Origin of the sequence: Streptomyces griseomycini, from assembly GCF_014203535.1 — a bacterium.
Taxonomy (GTDB): domain Bacteria; phylum Actinomycetota; class Actinomycetes; order Streptomycetales; family Streptomycetaceae; genus Streptomyces; species Streptomyces griseomycini.
The window spans coordinates 506,254-520,523 of the sequence record NZ_JACHJI010000004.1 but is presented as its reverse complement, the minus strand read 5'-3'; the positions used below and the strand labels follow the sequence as shown (position 1 = coordinate 520,523).

12 protein-coding genes are annotated in these 14,270 nt (G+C 74.0%); 3 read left to right on the top strand and 9 right to left on the bottom strand.

From position 1 onward, the window contains the following. Positions 1 to 23: 23 nt before the first annotated feature. The 3 genes from rsgA to FHS37_RS14060 form a co-directional block, all read right to left on the bottom strand. Positions 24 to 1,127, bottom strand: coding sequence for a ribosome small subunit-dependent GTPase A (rsgA, locus tag FHS37_RS14070; RefSeq protein WP_184820888.1), 1,104 nt, complete (start codon positions 1,125 to 1,127; stop codon positions 24 to 26). A 276-nt stretch (positions 1,128 to 1,403) separates the two neighbouring features. Then, complete coding sequence (locus FHS37_RS14065) at positions 1,404 to 2,897, bottom strand: cellulose-binding domain-containing protein (RefSeq protein WP_184820880.1); 1,494 nt, start codon at positions 2,895 to 2,897, stop codon at positions 1,404 to 1,406. 231 nt (positions 2,898 to 3,128) lie between these two features. Next, the gene (locus tag FHS37_RS14060; RefSeq protein WP_184820878.1) at positions 3,129 to 4,451 is read right to left on the bottom strand and encodes a radical SAM protein; all 1,323 of its coding nucleotides are present in this window, start codon (positions 4,449 to 4,451) and stop codon (positions 3,129 to 3,131) included. Positions 4,452 to 4,603: 152 nt separating this feature from the next. Here FHS37_RS14060 and FHS37_RS14055 point away from each other — a divergent pair, with 152 nt between their 5' ends. After that, positions 4,604 to 5,860 carry a D-arabinono-1,4-lactone oxidase gene (locus FHS37_RS14055; RefSeq protein ID WP_184820876.1) on the top strand — a complete coding sequence of 419 codons (1,257 nt, stop codon included), beginning with the start codon at positions 4,604 to 4,606 and terminating at the stop codon, positions 5,858 to 5,860. Positions 5,861 to 6,224: 364 nt separating this feature from the next. On the opposite strand, the gene FHS37_RS14050 is transcribed toward FHS37_RS14055, so the two are convergent. From FHS37_RS14050 to FHS37_RS14040, 3 genes are read right to left on the bottom strand one after another with little or no spacing between them, the layout of a single operon-like run. Continuing rightward, positions 6,225 to 6,611 carry a hypothetical protein gene (locus tag FHS37_RS14050; RefSeq protein ID WP_184820874.1) on the bottom strand — a complete coding sequence of 129 codons (387 nt, stop codon included), beginning with the start codon at positions 6,609 to 6,611 and terminating at the stop codon, positions 6,225 to 6,227. A gap of 32 nt (positions 6,612 to 6,643) precedes the next feature. Then, positions 6,644 to 7,174, bottom strand: coding sequence for a hypothetical protein (locus tag FHS37_RS14045; protein ID WP_229889838.1), 531 nt, complete (start codon positions 7,172 to 7,174; stop codon positions 6,644 to 6,646). Next, positions 7,156 to 8,883, bottom strand: coding sequence for a PHP domain-containing protein (locus FHS37_RS14040; protein ID WP_184820872.1), 1,728 nt, complete (start codon positions 8,881 to 8,883; stop codon positions 7,156 to 7,158). The genes FHS37_RS14045 and FHS37_RS14040 overlap by 19 nt, the downstream gene beginning before the upstream one ends. A 199-nt stretch (positions 8,884 to 9,082) precedes the next feature. Here FHS37_RS14040 and FHS37_RS14035 point away from each other — a divergent pair, with 199 nt between their 5' ends. Then, on the top strand, positions 9,083 to 9,661 hold the full coding sequence (locus FHS37_RS14035) for a TetR/AcrR family transcriptional regulator (RefSeq protein ID WP_184820870.1): 579 nt from the start codon (positions 9,083 to 9,085) through the stop codon (positions 9,659 to 9,661). A gap of 399 nt (positions 9,662 to 10,060) precedes the next feature. Here FHS37_RS14035 and FHS37_RS14030 read toward each other — a convergent pair whose 3' ends face one another. The 3 genes from FHS37_RS14030 to FHS37_RS14020 form a co-directional block, all read right to left on the bottom strand. Continuing rightward, on the bottom strand, positions 10,061 to 10,849 hold the full coding sequence (locus FHS37_RS14030; protein ID WP_184820868.1) for an isocitrate lyase/PEP mutase family protein: 789 nt from the start codon (positions 10,847 to 10,849) through the stop codon (positions 10,061 to 10,063). A 99-nt stretch (positions 10,850 to 10,948) separates the two neighbouring features. Continuing rightward, positions 10,949 to 12,058 (bottom strand): glycoside hydrolase family 43 protein, encoded by a 1,110-nt coding sequence (locus tag FHS37_RS14025; protein WP_184820866.1) that lies wholly within the window; start codon positions 12,056 to 12,058, stop codon positions 10,949 to 10,951. Positions 12,059 to 12,212: 154 nt separating this feature from the next. Next, positions 12,213 to 13,040: a class II glutamine amidotransferase gene (locus tag FHS37_RS14020; protein WP_184821137.1), complete on the bottom strand. Its 828-nt coding sequence runs from the start codon at positions 13,038 to 13,040 to the stop codon at positions 12,213 to 12,215. A gap of 125 nt (positions 13,041 to 13,165) precedes the next feature. Between FHS37_RS14020 and mmuM the strand changes: the two genes are divergently transcribed. Then, positions 13,166 to 14,080, top strand: a complete 915-nt coding sequence (mmuM, locus tag FHS37_RS14015; protein ID WP_184820864.1) for a homocysteine S-methyltransferase — start codon at positions 13,166 to 13,168, stop codon at positions 14,078 to 14,080. Positions 14,081 to 14,270: the final 190 nt, after the last annotated feature.

Sequence of the window (14,270 nt, the reverse complement as noted above, 5' to 3'; positions counted from 1 at the left end):
GGAAATCGGACATGGAGGTGGTGCTACCGCAGACGGCCCCGCTTGGCCTCCATCGCCGCCTTGCCGATCGCGCCCTTGCGCTTCCAGTCCTTGCGGATCTCCGCGCGGAGCCGGGCGTCGGTCTTGGCGACGATGCGCTGGTTCTCGCGGAGCAGCTTGCGGTAGCTGTCCAGGCGGCGCTGCGGGAGGGCGCCGGCCTCGATGGCTTCGAGGACCGCGCAGCCCGGCTCGCTCTCGTGGGCGCAGTCGTGGAAGCGGCAGCCCTCGGCGAGCTCCTCGATCTCGGAGAACACCTGGCCGACGCCGGTGCCGGCGTCCCACAGGCCGACGCCCCGCAGGCCGGGCGTGTCGATGAGGACGCCCCCGCCGGGCAGCGCCAGCAGGTTGCGGGTGGTCGTGGTGTGGCGGCCCTTGCCGTCGACGTCCCGGGTGGCCCGGACCTCCATCACGTCCTCGCCGAGCAGCGCGTTGGCCAGGGTGGACTTGCCCGCCCCGGACTGGCCGAGCAGCACCGACGTCCCGCCGGAGACGATCGCGGCGAGGACGTCGAGCCCCTCCCCGTCCTGTGCGCTGACGGTGAGCACCGGCACGCCCGGCGCGCTGGTCTCCACGTCCTGGACGAGGTACGCCCTGGTCACCGCGTCCGGCACCAGGTCGGCCTTGGTGAGCACGACCACCGGCTGCGCCCCGGACTCCCAGGCGAGCGCCAGGAACCGTTCGATCCGGGCCAGGTCGAGTTCGACGGCGAGGGAGACGGCGACGACGGCGTGGTCGACGTTGGCGGCGAGGATCTGCCCCTCGGACCGCTTGGAGGAGGTGGAGCGCACGAAGGCGGTACGGCGCGGCAGGTACGTCCGTACGTAGCGCGGGTTGCCCGACGGCTCGACGGCGACCCAGTCGCCCGTGCACACGACCCGCAGGGGATCGTGCGGGGTGACGAAGGCGGTGTCGGCGCGCAGGGTCCCGTCGGCGGTGACGACGTCGCACTGGCCGCGGTCGACCCGGACCACGCGCCCGGGCAGCAGCCCTTCCGCGTCGTACGGGGCGAAGGCGTCCGCCCAGGCGTCGTCCCAGCCGTAGGGGGCGAGCGCGGAGGAGGTGGAACCGGTGGAACCGGTGGAACTCAAGGGGATGGCCCTTCACGAGGGTGGCCCCGGCAGCCGCGTACGCACGCGGAACGGAAAGAGGTGAGGTCAGCCGGTGGCCACGGAGGTGGACTTGATGGATTCCCGGATGCGGGCAGCGCCCAGCGCAGTGACAGCCATCGGTCGACACCTCCTCGTTCCCCTCACGCGTCGTCGGAACGACGCTCCGGCGCGGTGGCGCACGGCCACCGCGTGATCTGCGAGCACAGTAGCCCGTCCCGCCCCCGGCCCGTCAACCGGTTTTCCCCGGGGCCCGCGTCACGCCCTGGCGCACGGGCGGCCGTTGAGGGTGAAGCCGGAGGGCGGGGAGTTGGTGCCGCGCCAGGAGGCGAGGAAGCCGAAGGCGAGCTTCCCGCCGGCCGCGACCTCCTCGTTGTAGTCGGCGGCGGTGGCGGTGACGCGGGGGCCGTCCTGGCTCGCGGTGGCGTCCCACGTCTGGCGGATCCGCTGGCCGCCCGGGAAGGAGAACCCGACCCGCCAGGAGTCGAGGGGGTCCCGGGTGGTGACGGTGACGGTGGCCTGGAAGCCGTCGGGCCACTGGTTGACCAGGTCGTAGACGACCCGGCAGGGGGGCGGCCCGCCCGGGCCGGTGGTCCCGGTCGTGGCGGTGGCGGAGGAGGTGCCCTGGGGTTCGGGTGCGGGCTCGTCCCGGTCCGGTGTGCGCCCGGCGGACGGCGTCCGGGAGGCGGAGGGGGGTCCGGGCGGGTCGGCGGAGGCGGAGGGCGCCTCGGACGGGGCGGGCGGCGGGGGCAGGTCGGGGTCGGCCACCGACGGCCGGCCGGTGTCGGGGCGCGCGGCGCTCTCGGCGTCGGTGTCGCCGAACGGCATCAGCGAGACCGCGAGCGCGAGCGCGGAGACCAGGGCGGCGGTCACCAGCAGGCCGGTGCGGGCGACGCGTGCCGTGGCCGCACCGTCCGCCGGGTCGCCGGGCTCCGTGTCGGCCCCGTCCGGGCGTCCGGCCCCGAGCCGTGCCTCGGCGGCCCGGCGGCGGCGTTCCAGGTAGGCGAGGCCGCCCCAGCCGATCACCCCGCCGGCCAGCGCCCCGGGCAGTCCCCCGCCGTGCGGCCGCAGGCAGGCGGCGGCCTCGGCGCACGGCACGCAGGCGGCGAGGTGCCGGGAGAGGTCGCCGGGGGTGTCGGCGGCGGGCGAGCGGGTGACCGCGTCGAGCAGCCGGGCGTAGCTGCGGCACTCGGCGTCCATCGGGGAGTCGAGGTGGTTGCGGTGGCAGCGGTCCCGGAACGTCCTGCTCACCCGGGCGAGCTCGTCGGCCGCGGTGGCGGGGTCGAGGCCGAGCCGGCGGGCCACCAGCGGCAGCGGCAGTGCCTCCACCTCGGCCAGCCACAGCAGTTCGGCGTCCGTCCGGTGCAGATCGCGCAGTCCGCGCAGGGCGACCGGACGCTCCAGGGGCGGACCCGTGTGGCGGGCGGCCTGGTCGGAGTGGAGCCACAGCCGCAGGTCGGGGTCGAGGCGGTGTCCCTGTCCCGCGTCCTCCCAGGCCGCCGCCGTGCTGCGAACGGCGGTCAGCAGCAGGGGCATCCGGGGCAGCCGGGACGAGCGGCGGCCGGTGCCGCGGACGGTGCCCGCCTCGGCGGCGCGGATCTCCCGTACGCCCCGGGCGAACGCCTCGCGGGCCAGGTGTGCGGCGGCGGCGGATCCGGACGTGCACAGGTCGGCGTAGGAGAGCACCGCGTCCCAGCACTCGGAGAACAGCGCCGCCTCGGTGGCGTCCTGGGGGCTCGGCAGGTCGGGCATGAGTCTCCTGCATCCACGAGCGAGGTCAACTCGCCGTACCACTGGTGGAGTTGGGGAAAACCTCGCGGCAGTCGGGCGAGCCTTTCACGTTCTCGCCACAACTGACAAGCGCCGCCCTCACGTTCCGTCGCGGCGTCGCGACCCCTCGCGTGGACCATACGCAAGGAAGGCCGGAACGTCTCGGTTCCGGCCTTCCCGGTCTTCTCTTCCTTCTCTTCTCCCCCCGGGGCCTCAGACCGCCTCGACCGGCTCCTGCGCCGGAAGGCTGTCCATGAAGGAGCTGACGGAGAACACGGCGCGGCCGGGTCCGGGCGGGCCGTAGCCGGGGGGCGAGGACAGGCCGAAGTCCTCCATGGTCTGCCGGTACGCCTGGAGCAGCCGGATGTGGTACTCCAGCGGCGCGCCCTGCGGGTTGGCCTTGCCGAGCGGGGTGGTCGGCTCCGGGCACCAGGTGGTGAACCGGGGCGTGATGCCGTGCGACATGAAGAAGCGCAGGCCCTCGGTGGTGGAGGCGATGGCCTCGTCGACCGTCTTGAAGCCGAAGGGCTCGGCCATCTCCACGCCGGCCACGAAGTTGGGGATCACGTTGCGCGCGCCGAAGACCTCGGCGGAGTCCAGGATGCGCCGGTGCCACTCGTCGCGGCCGACGTAGCGCTCCTTGCCGGGGCAGTACATCTTGAACAGGTACTCGTCCCACACCTCGTAGTTGGGGTGGTAGATCTGCACGCCGTAGTCCTTGAAGCGCTGCACGTCGTCCTTGGGCAGCGCCTGGGCGACGACCTTGCCGATCCAGCGGCCGGGGAAGCGCTCCTCGATGGCCTTGGCGTAGTGGCCGTAGAAGTCGGCCTCGTCGCGTCCGGAGACGGTCTTGGTGATGGCGCCGCCGGTGAGGGTGTAGGCGGTGGAGGCCTTCGCCGTGTCGTAGCGGTCGATGATCTCCAGGGCCTCGAGGACCTCCTCGACGTCCTTCACCCCGGTGTAGGGGCGGCCGGCCGCCTTGTGCTGGCGCCAGTTGTGGTTGATGTCGCAGTACTGGCACTCCTCCTTGGCGCCGAAGTACTGGCAGACCCGGAAGACGGTCAGGTAGATCAGGTAGCCCCACTGGATGGTGGGGGCCACCTCCATGACCGACTTCCCGTTGGAGAGGGTGTGCCGGTAGTACTCCGGCATCGGCGGCACCCCGACGTCGGCGATGCGCCTGCCGTCGAGGTAGAGCCCGAGCACGCCCTCCTCGTTCGCGGCGACGCGGTACGGCGAGGAGGGGTTCACCCGCACCGAGACCACGGTGCGGCGCAGGTCGTAGGGGCCGCCGGTGAGGATGATCTCCTCCGGCGGGCGCCTCAGCGCGGCCTCGCCCAGCTCGGGCAGGGTGCCGTGGTCGAAGGAGAAGATGAAGTACGACTTCGGCTTGACCTCGCCGCTCTCGTTGTCGCTGAGGGCGGACGGGTCGAAGGCCACGCCGCCCCGGAGCAGGTCCTCCTTGAAGACGGCTTCCCGCGGCACGTGCGGGAACCGCTCCATCAGATCCTCGACCAGCGCGGTACGGCTGCCCATCTGCTGTCTCCTCCCGGGTCGGACGTACGACTCCTCACGGTATGCCCCCGCTCGGGCGGCCGGTGTGCCGGGTCCCCCCACGTGGCGTGGACCACTCCCGAGGTAGGTTCCGGCGGGGGGCCTTTTCGGCCCCGATCCCGGGAGGACGACCGATGACCGAGACCGTGACCAACTGGGCGGGCAACATCACGTACGCCGCCAAGGAACTGCACCGCCCGCACAGCCTGCACGCGCTGCGCGGGCTGGTCGCCGGGAGCTCGCGGGTGCGGGCCCTGGGCAGCGGGCACTCCTTCAACGAGATAGCCGAGGCCGGCGAGGACGGCGTCCTGCTCTCCCTCGACGCGCTGCCCCCGGAGATCGACGTGGACACCACGGCCCGGACGGTCCGGGTCGGGGGCGGCGTGCGCTACGCCGAGCTGGCACGGGAGGTGCACCGGCACGGGCTGGCGCTGCCGAACATGGCCTCGCTGCCGCACATCTCGGTGGCCGGCTCGGTCGCCACCGGCACGCACGGCTCCGGGGTCGGCAACGGGCCGCTCAGCTCGTCGGTGCGCGCGGTGGAGATCGTGACGGCGGACGGCTCCACCGGACGTTTCGCCCGGGGGGTGTCCGACTGGTTCGGCGGCGCGGTCACCTCGCTGGGCGCGCTCGGCGTGGTCACCTCGCTCACCCTGGACCTGGAGCCGGCCTTCGAGGTCGAGCAGCACGTGTTCACCGAGATGCCCCTGGAGGGACTGGACCGGGCCGCGTTCGAGACGATCATGTCGGCGGCGTACAGCGTGAGCCTGTTCACCGACTGGCGGGCGCCGGGCTTCCGGCAGGTGTGGGTGAAGCGGCGCACCGACCAGCCGCTGCCGGACTTCCCCTGGGCCGCCCCGGCGACCGAGAAGATGCACCCGGTGCCGGGCATGCCGGCGGTGAACTGCACCGAGCAGTTCGGGGTGCCGGGACCCTGGCACGAGCGGTTGCCGCACTTCCGGGCGGAGTTCACCCCGAGCAGCGGGGCGGAACTGCAGTCGGAGTACCTGCTGCCGCGGGAGTCGGCCGTCGCCGTGCTGCACGCGCTGGACGGGATCCGGGAGACGGTCGCCCCCGTGCTGCAGACCTGCGAGGTGCGGACCGTCGCCGCGGACGACCAGTGGCTCAGCCCCTCCCACGGCCGGGACACGGTGGCCGTCCACTTCACCTGGGTCGAGGACACGCGGGCGGTGCTGCCCGTGGTGCGGCGGGTGGAGGAGGCGCTGGCGCCGTTCGACGCGCGGCCCCACTGGGGCAAGGTGTTCACCACGCCGGCGGCCGAGCTGCGCGCCCGCTACCCGCGCCTGGGCGACTTCCGGACCTGCGCCCGCAGCGTGGACCCGGAGGGCAAGTTCACCAACGCCTTCGTGCGGGACGTCCTGGGCCACTGATCCCGGGCCCCGCCCGGACGTCGTCAGGCCCCTTCCCGAAGCTCTTGCCGAAGGGTCCGCCTCCCCCGCGGCCCCGGTGCGCGCCGGCGCCGGCCCGGCGGGGACGGGCAGGCCCGGCGGGGACGGGCAGGCCCGGGCGGCACACAGGTCGACGGCGTCCGGGCGAAGGCCGACGACTGGCCTCGCCTCCTGGACCTGCTCGACCGCTGGGCGCTCCCGGCCTGACCCGAATCCATGAGTCACTCGGCCATGACCGGCCTGACTGCCTGGCGGCTCATCGGCGGGAGCACCCTCTCGTGGCACATCCCCGCAGAGCCCCACCACCCGGGTGTTCCGGAAGGGAACAACCGGAGAAGGCGACCTTTCAGCGCTGTGGTGCGGTGCCGGGCCGGAACGTCACGTGCGGGGTGCAATGGAAACCTCCGCCGCTGACCCGGTTTCCGGTGACCACGACGTCGCTCACCGGCGAGACGGAACCGACCGTGTCCGCGCTTACCCGGACCGCGCTGCGCGAGGCCCCCGAAGCGCCTGCCGCCACCGTCACCTGGTTGTCGGTGATGCCGGCCCCGGAGACGGGGTTCGGCCCCACCTGGACCGGCGGCCGGCTGACCGTCCTCGCCGACATGGGACTGACGTGCACCCCATCGGCGCTGTTGTTGATCGTGTTGCCGCGGACGATGATGTCGGTGGTGTTCATCGCGCCGGCGGCGTCCCATGTGGCGTCGTCCACGGCATTGCCCTCGGTCAGCACGCGCGCGTGCACCTGGCCGGCCTCCTCGCCGCTCAGTGGTCCGCGCAGCAGGGGGTGGGGTCCGGGTCCTCGAAGGGGACGAGGGTGCCGCCCAGGGCCGGAGTGGCGGCGAGGACGAGTTCGTCCCGCTGCCACTGCGGACGCACGTGGTCGCGCGTCACCATCCGGGTCTCCGGATCGGGGGGGTCCGGCGTGCCCAGGACCGTCACGCGGTCGATCGCGGAGCGTGCGACCAGCTCCGCGACCGTCATCGTGCCGGTGAGGGCCGGTGCCCCCGGGTAGAGCACCGCGCGTCCCACGGCGTCGGGCAGTCCCGGGGAGACGGCGCCGTACCCCGCCCCCGCGAGCCGCTCCCGCGTGGCGTCCAGGAGCGGCCGCGAGGGCAGGGACAGGGACACCGCCACCCGCGGGCGGTCGCCGCGCACGAGGTGGGTGCAGCCGAACGTGCCCTCCGGGAGGGCGAGTCCGGCTGCCATCCGGTGCAGCAGGTGGTCGGCCGCGCGCAGGTCCCTGACGCCCGCGTCCACGGTGAGGGCGTACGGCGTCACGAGGGCAGCACCCACACGGGGTTGGAGTAGAACCACAGGTCGCGCCACGGGTCGGCGTCGCCGACGACGTCGAGGGCGGGGCCCGCCGGGTCCACCTCGGCGCCCATCGCACCCACGGCCGACCGGTTGCCGTCGGTGCCGCGCAGCCGGACGTACAGCGGGCGGTCGACGCGGCCGAGGTCGAAGGTGACGCGGACGGTGCCGGCCGACCTGCCGATGTCGTACGACCGGGCGACCTTCGCGGTGGGCGCGGTGAACGTGTCCTTGTCGGCGACCGGGCCGGTGACGTCGCCCCGGATGACGTCCACGCGGGCCAGTTCGGGCGTGAAACCGGCCCAGTTGGGTCCCCCGGCGAGCGCCACGTCGGCGGTCAGCGTGACCCTGGTGCCCTTCTTCACGTGCAGCGCGCCGCCGAGCGTGGCCCAGCGGCCGCCGCCGGACACGCGGACGTCGAGGCCGCTGATGAGCTGTCCGTGGTCGACCCAGATGCGGCCGGCCCGGATGCCGTCCATGACGGCGGCGTAGGAGAACCCGTCGGCGCCGACGTGGGTGCGGCTGTACTGGCCGGGCCAGTAGTCGCCCTGGGTGACGTCGATCTGCCCGCCGTAGACGGGGTCGGGGTACCGGCCGTCGGTGTTGAAGTCGCCGCCCGTGCCGCGTGCGGCGGTGTCGGCGTAGACCTGGTGGGAGTCGGAGTTGGCGGTGATCCACCAGGGGCGGCCCTCGGCGAGGAGGCTGTCCCACAGGCCGCCGACGGTGGCGGTCATCCAGTCGAAGCCGCCCCAGGTGCGGTAGCTCTCCAGCGGGTAGCCGGGGAAGGAGTTGGCGCCGGGGCTGCCGTCGTAGATGCCGCGGGCACGGCCCATGCCGAGCGGCTTCGGCAGGCCGGCGGCCTGGTGGCCGGGGGCGCCCTCGAAGCCGACGGCGATCTGCCGGTCGCCGGTGCCGGTCGCGTCGCGCCAGGCGCGGATCTCGTGCGGGGAGTCGATGCCCTTGCGCGCCGGGTGGTTGGCGAGCATCAGGGCGTCCTTGACCTTGCGCCGTCTGACCTGGTCGGCGAGGAAGGAGAGGCCGGCGACGGCGAGGGCCTCGTTGGCCGGGGTGGAATCGGTGGCGCCCTTGACGCCGCCGTCGTAGTCGGTCTCGAACTGCTTGAGGACGGCGACCTCGTTCTTGCCGGGGTGGACGAAGACGGTGCCGTGCTCGGCGGCCGGGATGTTCCACTCCAGGCCCTGGAAGACGAGGGTGTCCTCGTGGGCGGCGCGGGCCTCCCTGATGTCCGGGTTGACCTTCTCCACGCCGATCTTCGCGTGGGTGGCGCTGCCGTGGTCGGTGATGACCAGCCAGTCCATGCCGTGCCTGGCGCCCTGGCGGACCTGGTCGACGACGCGGTACTTGCCGTCGCTGCTGTACTGGGTGTGGATGTGGTGGTCGCCGGCGAGCCACAGGAAGCCCTTGCCTCGGCGGCCGTTGCTCGCGGCGCGTGCCGGGGCGGCGTGCGCGGCACCGGCGCCGGCGGACAGCACGCCGCCGGCCGCGAGTCCCGCGCCGAGCAGGCCCGCGCGGCGCAGCAGCGTGCGCCGGGACCTCTGTTCGGGGCTGAGCGCCTCGTCGGGCACGGAGGTGTCGAAGGCGGCGGGCAGGGGTGCCGTCGCCTCGTGCCGGTGGTCGTGTCCGTGGTGGTGGGGGTGGTGGTGCGGCCCGTGTGCGTGCCCGTGACCCATGCGAAGTGCCTCCTGGATGCCGCCGGTTCGGTGCGGCTGCCTTCCGCGGCGCGACCACGCCGCGTGTGGAGGATCAAGCAAATGGATGAACGTTGAACGGATTTGAGATGAGCGGTGCATGCCCCGGACGCGACGGCTCGCCCGCACCGGCTGGGTAGGCTGAGCGCTCCCCGGTCCCCCAGGCTCCCCCGGAGGCCGCATGCCCCGCGCCGGACTCACCGCCGACCGCCTCGTCACGGCCGCCGCCGACCTGGCCGACGAGGCCGGGTTCGAGAACGTCACGCTGTCCGCGCTGGCCCGGCGTTTCGGCGTGAAGGACGCGAGCCTGTACGCGCATGTGCGCGGCCTGCGCGACCTGCGCGCCCGGATGGCCCTGCTCGCGGGCGGGGAGATGATCGAGCGGATCGCGGCGGCGGTCGCCGGGCGGACCGGCGAGGACGCCCTGGCCGCGTTCGCGGGGGCCTACCGGGAGTACGCGCTCACCCGGCCGGGCCGCTACGCGGCCACCCAGGTCCACCTGGACCCGTCCCTGGTCGCCGACTCCCCCGCGCTGCGCCGCACCGCCGAGATCACCTACGGCCTGCTCCGCGGCTACGGTCTGGAGGAACCCGACCTCACCGACGCCGTACGCCTGTTGCGCAGCACCCTCCACGGCTACTGCGCCCTGGAGGCCGCCGGCGGTTTCGCCTCCCCGCGCGACGTCCGGGCGTCCTGGGACAAGGTGGTCGGGGCCCTGCACATCGCCCTGGAGAACTGGCCCCGGGAACAGGGGAGTTGACCGTTCGACGGCGGTACCGGGCGTGAACGGGCGAAAACAGCGGTACGGACGTCGAGTCGGAGCCGTTGTCCTGGACGCGGGCTTCGCGGAGGTCGGGGATCACGCGTCGCCGCCCGGGGAGGGAGCGCGCCTTGTCCCAGCAGCTCGGTCGCGGGCCCTTGCGGCCCACCGGCCCGGACCCGGAACCCTCCTCACCGGACGACGACGCCTCCCGTCCCGCCCGGCTCGTGGGCCGGCTCGGCGGACTCGGGTGCGCGGCCGCCGGGTACGGCGTGTTCCAGTTCCTGTTGCGGGTGCCGCCCGGCTCCCTCGACGGGAGGCGGCGAAGTACCTGATCTCCTCGGTGAGCGGGCGAGTCCACAGGACCTGGCACCCGCGAAAGCGCCCACCGTACCGGGGTCACTCCGGGAGGGCCGTGCCGTCGCCCTCCCCCACGGGCCGGTCGGCCAGGGCCTGCACCTCCTCGTACGAGGGCGCCGCGCCCCCCGGCTCCCGTCCCGCCCGGATCTCGGCCGCCGCCTCCACCGCCGCGCCCAGCGCCCGCCGGTACAGCAGCGAGCCGAGGCTGATGCGGCGGACGCCCAGGTCGGCGAGGTGGGGGACGGACGGCCCGGTGGGCGAGTAGAGGACGTTGAGGGGGGTGTCGCCCAGACGGCGCACCAGGGCGGCGATCCCGCGGGGGTCGTCGAGCCCGGGGACGAAGACGCCGTGCGCACCCGCGTCCCGGTAGGCCTCCGCGCGGGCCGCGGTGCCCTCGCCGTCGCCGAGCCAGTGGGTGTCGGTGCGGGCGTTCACGAAGAGGCCGGGGACCGCCGCCCGGACCGCGGCGATCTTCGCCGCGTGCCGGTCGGCGGGCCCGAGCCCGTCCTCCAGGTTGATGCCGGCGGCGCCCAGGGCGAACAGCTCCCGGGCCAGCTCGGCCACCGCGTCCGGGTCGTCGCCGAAACCGTCCTCCGCGTCCACGGACAGCAGGAAGGGGCCGGAGCCGAGGGTGCGCGCGAGCCGCAGCGTCTGCTCCCGGGTCGCCGCGGCCCCGTCGGGCAGCCCGGCCGCCGCCGCGACGGCGAGGCTCGTGGTGCCGACGGCCCGGAAGCCCCGGGCGGCCAGGGCGAGCGCGGAGGCGTGGTCCCAGGCGTTGGGCAGGAGCAGGGGTTCGTCGGCGTGGTGCAGGTCGGCGAAGGAGGTCATGGGGCGAACGCTAGGGGCGGAACGCTTTGGTCCCGGCCGAAGCGTTCGCGTCCCGGTGCCCCGGAGGGCCTGGGGCGCCCTGCCGCGGTGACCGGCCCCTCACGTCCGTGCGCCGGCCGTGTCGGCCACGGGGACGCCGAAGTCCGGGGTGCCGTCCGGCTTGAAGCCGAACGTCTGCACCCGGGTGTGGCGGTTGGGGTCGTCCAGCGGATCGCCGTCGATCTCCTCGTACGGGCGGGCGTGGTAGACGAGGACGTCGGTACGGCCGTCCTCGGCGACGGTGAAGCAGTTGTGGCCGGGACCGTACTGCCGGGTGGTGCCGTTGCTGGTGAAGACGGGGACGGGAGACTTGGTCCAGCTCGCGGGGTCCATGAGGTCGCTGTCGTCGGCGGCGGTGAGCAGGCCCATGCAGTAGTGGGCGTCGGTGGCGCTGGCGGAGTAGGTCATGAACAGCCGACCGTTGCGCTTCAGGACGTACGGCCCCTCGTTGACCTTGAAGCCGACGCACTCCCAGTCGTACTCGGGGGTCGTCAGCCTCACCTGAGGGCCGGTCAGGGACCAGGGGTTCGCCATCTCGGAGAGCCAGACGGCGGTGTTGTTGTCCACGCCGGGTTCGTGCTGGGCCCAGGCGAGGTAGCGGGTGCCGCGGTGGGTGAAGGTGGTGGCGTCCAGGGAGAAGGTCTCCCAGGCGGTCTTGATCCGCCCCTTCTCCACCCAGGTGCCCTCGAAGGGGTCCGGGTGGGCGTTCTCCAGCACCCAGATGCGGATCGCCCACACGTCCTCGGCGGGGGCGGCGGCGAAGTAGACGTACCACTTGCCGCCGATGCGGTGCATCTCCGGCGCCCAGATGTGGGCGCCCATGTCGCCGGTGGGGTGGGCCCGCCAGATGACGGCCTCGGCGGCACCGCCCAGGCCGTTCAGCGTGCGGGAGCGGCGCAGGACGATCCGGTCGTACTCGGGGACGGTGGCGGTGAAGTAGTAGAAGCCGTCGGTGTGGCGGGTGATGTGCGGGTCGGCGCGGTTGCGGACGAGCGGGTTCACGTAGGGGGTCGCCTTCGGGCGTGCGGTGGGCTCGGCGGGAACGGACGCGTGGGCCACCGCGGGGGCGGCGGCCAGGGCGCCCGCGGCGAGGGTGCCCTTCAGCAGGAGCCTGCGGGCGGGGGGTCCGGGCGGGCCGGACCGCTCCGGCAGGTCGTCGGCGCGGCTCATACGGGTCTGCCTCTCGTGTCTCGGGGAGGCGATCGCGATCCCGTCGTTCGATATCGCGAACGGCATTTGAAATGACGAACGATGTCAAGGTAAAGGCGTGCCGAGGACGGGTCAACGGTTCCGACGGGACGGGCGGGCACCGCTCCCCGGCCCCCTACGCGGGCGCGAACGCGTGCATCTCGTCGCCCTCGGGCTGGACGACGCCGTAGGTGCCCTCGGGGACCGCGTTCCAGGCGCCGGGCAGGTCGCCCAGGGGTTCGGAGACGATGAGACGGGCGTCGCCGGAGATCTCGCGCAGGAAGGCCACGTCCGGGTGGAGGGAGCGCAGGGTCTCCACGCGGGTGCTGTAGAAGAGGGAGCGGGACTCCTGCTGGCTCGAGTAGCGGAACGCCCACAGCCGCACGCCGTCGGTCACCGCGACCGTCATCTGCAGCGGGAACTCCACGCCGTGCTCGTGGCCGACGCGTTCCACCAGACCGGCCATCCGGGCGACCGCGCCCGGCGGGTCCTCCGCCAGGCCGAAGGTGAGCGCCAGGTAGAACATCATCTCCGAGTCCGTGGACCCCTCGATGTCGGAGAAGAGGTCCGGGTCGACGGCCAGCGCGAGGTCGCGCCGGAGGCGGTGGTACTCGGCGATCGCGCCGTTGTGCATCCACATCCAGCGGCCGTGGCGGAACGGATGGCAGTTCGTCTGCTGCACCGCCGTGCCGGTCGAGGCCCGGATGTGGCCGAAGAAGAGCGGGGAGACGACGTGGCCGGCGATCTCCCGCAGGTTGCGGTCGCTCCACGCCGGGCCGATGTCCCGGACCACCGCGGGACTGTCCTTGTCCGGCACGTACCAGCCGACGCCGAACCCGTCGCCGTTGGTGGTCTCGACACCCATCTTGGCGTGCAGGCTCTGGTCGATCAGTGAGTGGGTCGGCCTGTAGAGGATGCTGTCGAGCAGGATGGGGGTGCCCGAGTAGGCCAGCCAACGGCACATGTCCACCGCCTTCCCGACCACGGTTCGTCTCCCCTCAGGATCCCAGCCCTCCCGCGCGGGCGCGCTGCGAGAGACGGCGGGGCAGGTCGGGGGCCGGTGTCCGGCTTCGACTACCGTCGGACGGCATGAGCACCACCCCCGCCCTCGCCGACGCCCTCGCGGGCGGCGCGGTCGTCCTCGACGGCGGCATGTCCAACCAGCTCGCGGCGGCCGGGCACGACCTGGGCGACGAGCTGTGGTCGGCGCGGCTGCTCGCCGAGGACCCCGAAGCGGTGACCGGGGCGCACCTCGCCTACTTCGAGGCGGGCGCGGACGTGGCGATCACCGCCAGTTACCAGGCCACCTTCGAGGGCTTCGCCCGGCGCGGGACCGGCCGGGAGCGGACCGCCGAGCTGCTCGCCCTGAGCGTGGAGTGCGCCCGCACGGCGGCCCGGCGGGCCCGGGGGCCGCACCGCCCGCTGTGGGTGGCGGCCTCCGTCGGCCCGTACGGCGCGATGCTCGCCGACGGCTCCGAGTACCGGGGCCGCTACGGGCTGACCGTCTCCGAGCTGGAGCGCTTCCACCGCCCCCGGGCGGAGGTCCTGGCGGCCGCCGGCCCCGACGTGCTCGCCCTGGAGACGGTCCCCGACACCGACGAGGCCGAGGCCCTGCTGCGGGTGGTGCGCGGGCTGGGCGTCCCGGCCTGGCTGTCGTACTCGGCGGCCGGCGACCGCACCCGGGCCGGGCAGCCGCTGGAGGAGGCCTTCGCGCTCGCGGCCGACGCGGACGAGGTGATCGCGGTCGGCGTGAACTGCTGCGCCCCCGAGGACGCCGACCGCGCGGTGGCCCTCGCCGCCCGCGTCACCGGCAAACCGGTCGTGGTCTACCCCAACAGCGGCGAGACCTGGGACGCGCGGGCGCGGGCCTGGACCGGCCGGCCGACCTTCACCGCCGGGCGGGTCACCCGGTGGCGGGAGTCCGGGGCGCGGCTGATCGGAGGGTGCTGCCGGGTGGGACCGGAGACGATCTCGGCGATCGCGGGGACGGTGCGGGCGCCCTAGCGGACTCGCACCGCACGACCTTCCCCGGGCCCCGTGGCGGGACGGGGTTCTCGGCCGTCGCGCCGGTTGCGCCGGTTGCGCCGGTTGCGCCGGTGATCTCACTTCCCGGCATCCGCACCCCGGGATCCCGGGCGCCCCGCCCCACCGTCACCCGCAGCCCCGGGTGGCCTTCCCGTGCGCACCCTCTGGG

Bases quoted from the DNA above. Each gene is read 5' to 3' on its own strand.
- FHS37_RS14065 (WP_184820880.1), bottom strand. From the start codon at position 2,897: ATGCCCGACCTGCCGAGCCCCCAGGACGCCACCGAGGCGGCGCTGTTC.
- FHS37_RS14060 (WP_184820878.1), bottom strand. From the start codon at position 4,451: ATGGGCAGCCGTACCGCGCTGGTCGAGGATCTGATGGAGCGGTTCCCG.
- FHS37_RS14055 (WP_184820876.1), top strand. From the start codon at position 4,604: ATGACCGAGACCGTGACCAACTGGGCGGGCAACATCACGTACGCCGCC.
- FHS37_RS14040 (WP_184820872.1), bottom strand. From the start codon at position 8,883: ATGGGTCACGGGCACGCACACGGGCCGCACCACCACCCCCACCACCAC.
- FHS37_RS14035 (WP_184820870.1), top strand. From the start codon at position 9,083: ATGCCCCGCGCCGGACTCACCGCCGACCGCCTCGTCACGGCCGCCGCC.
- FHS37_RS14030 (WP_184820868.1), bottom strand. From the start codon at position 10,849: ATGACCTCCTTCGCCGACCTGCACCACGCCGACGAACCCCTGCTCCTG.
- FHS37_RS14025 (WP_184820866.1), bottom strand. From the start codon at position 12,058: ATGAGCCGCGCCGACGACCTGCCGGAGCGGTCCGGCCCGCCCGGACCC.
- FHS37_RS14020 (WP_184821137.1), bottom strand. From the start codon at position 13,040: ATGTGCCGTTGGCTGGCCTACTCGGGCACCCCCATCCTGCTCGACAGC.
- mmuM (WP_184820864.1), top strand. From the start codon at position 13,166: ATGAGCACCACCCCCGCCCTCGCCGACGCCCTCGCGGGCGGCGCGGTC.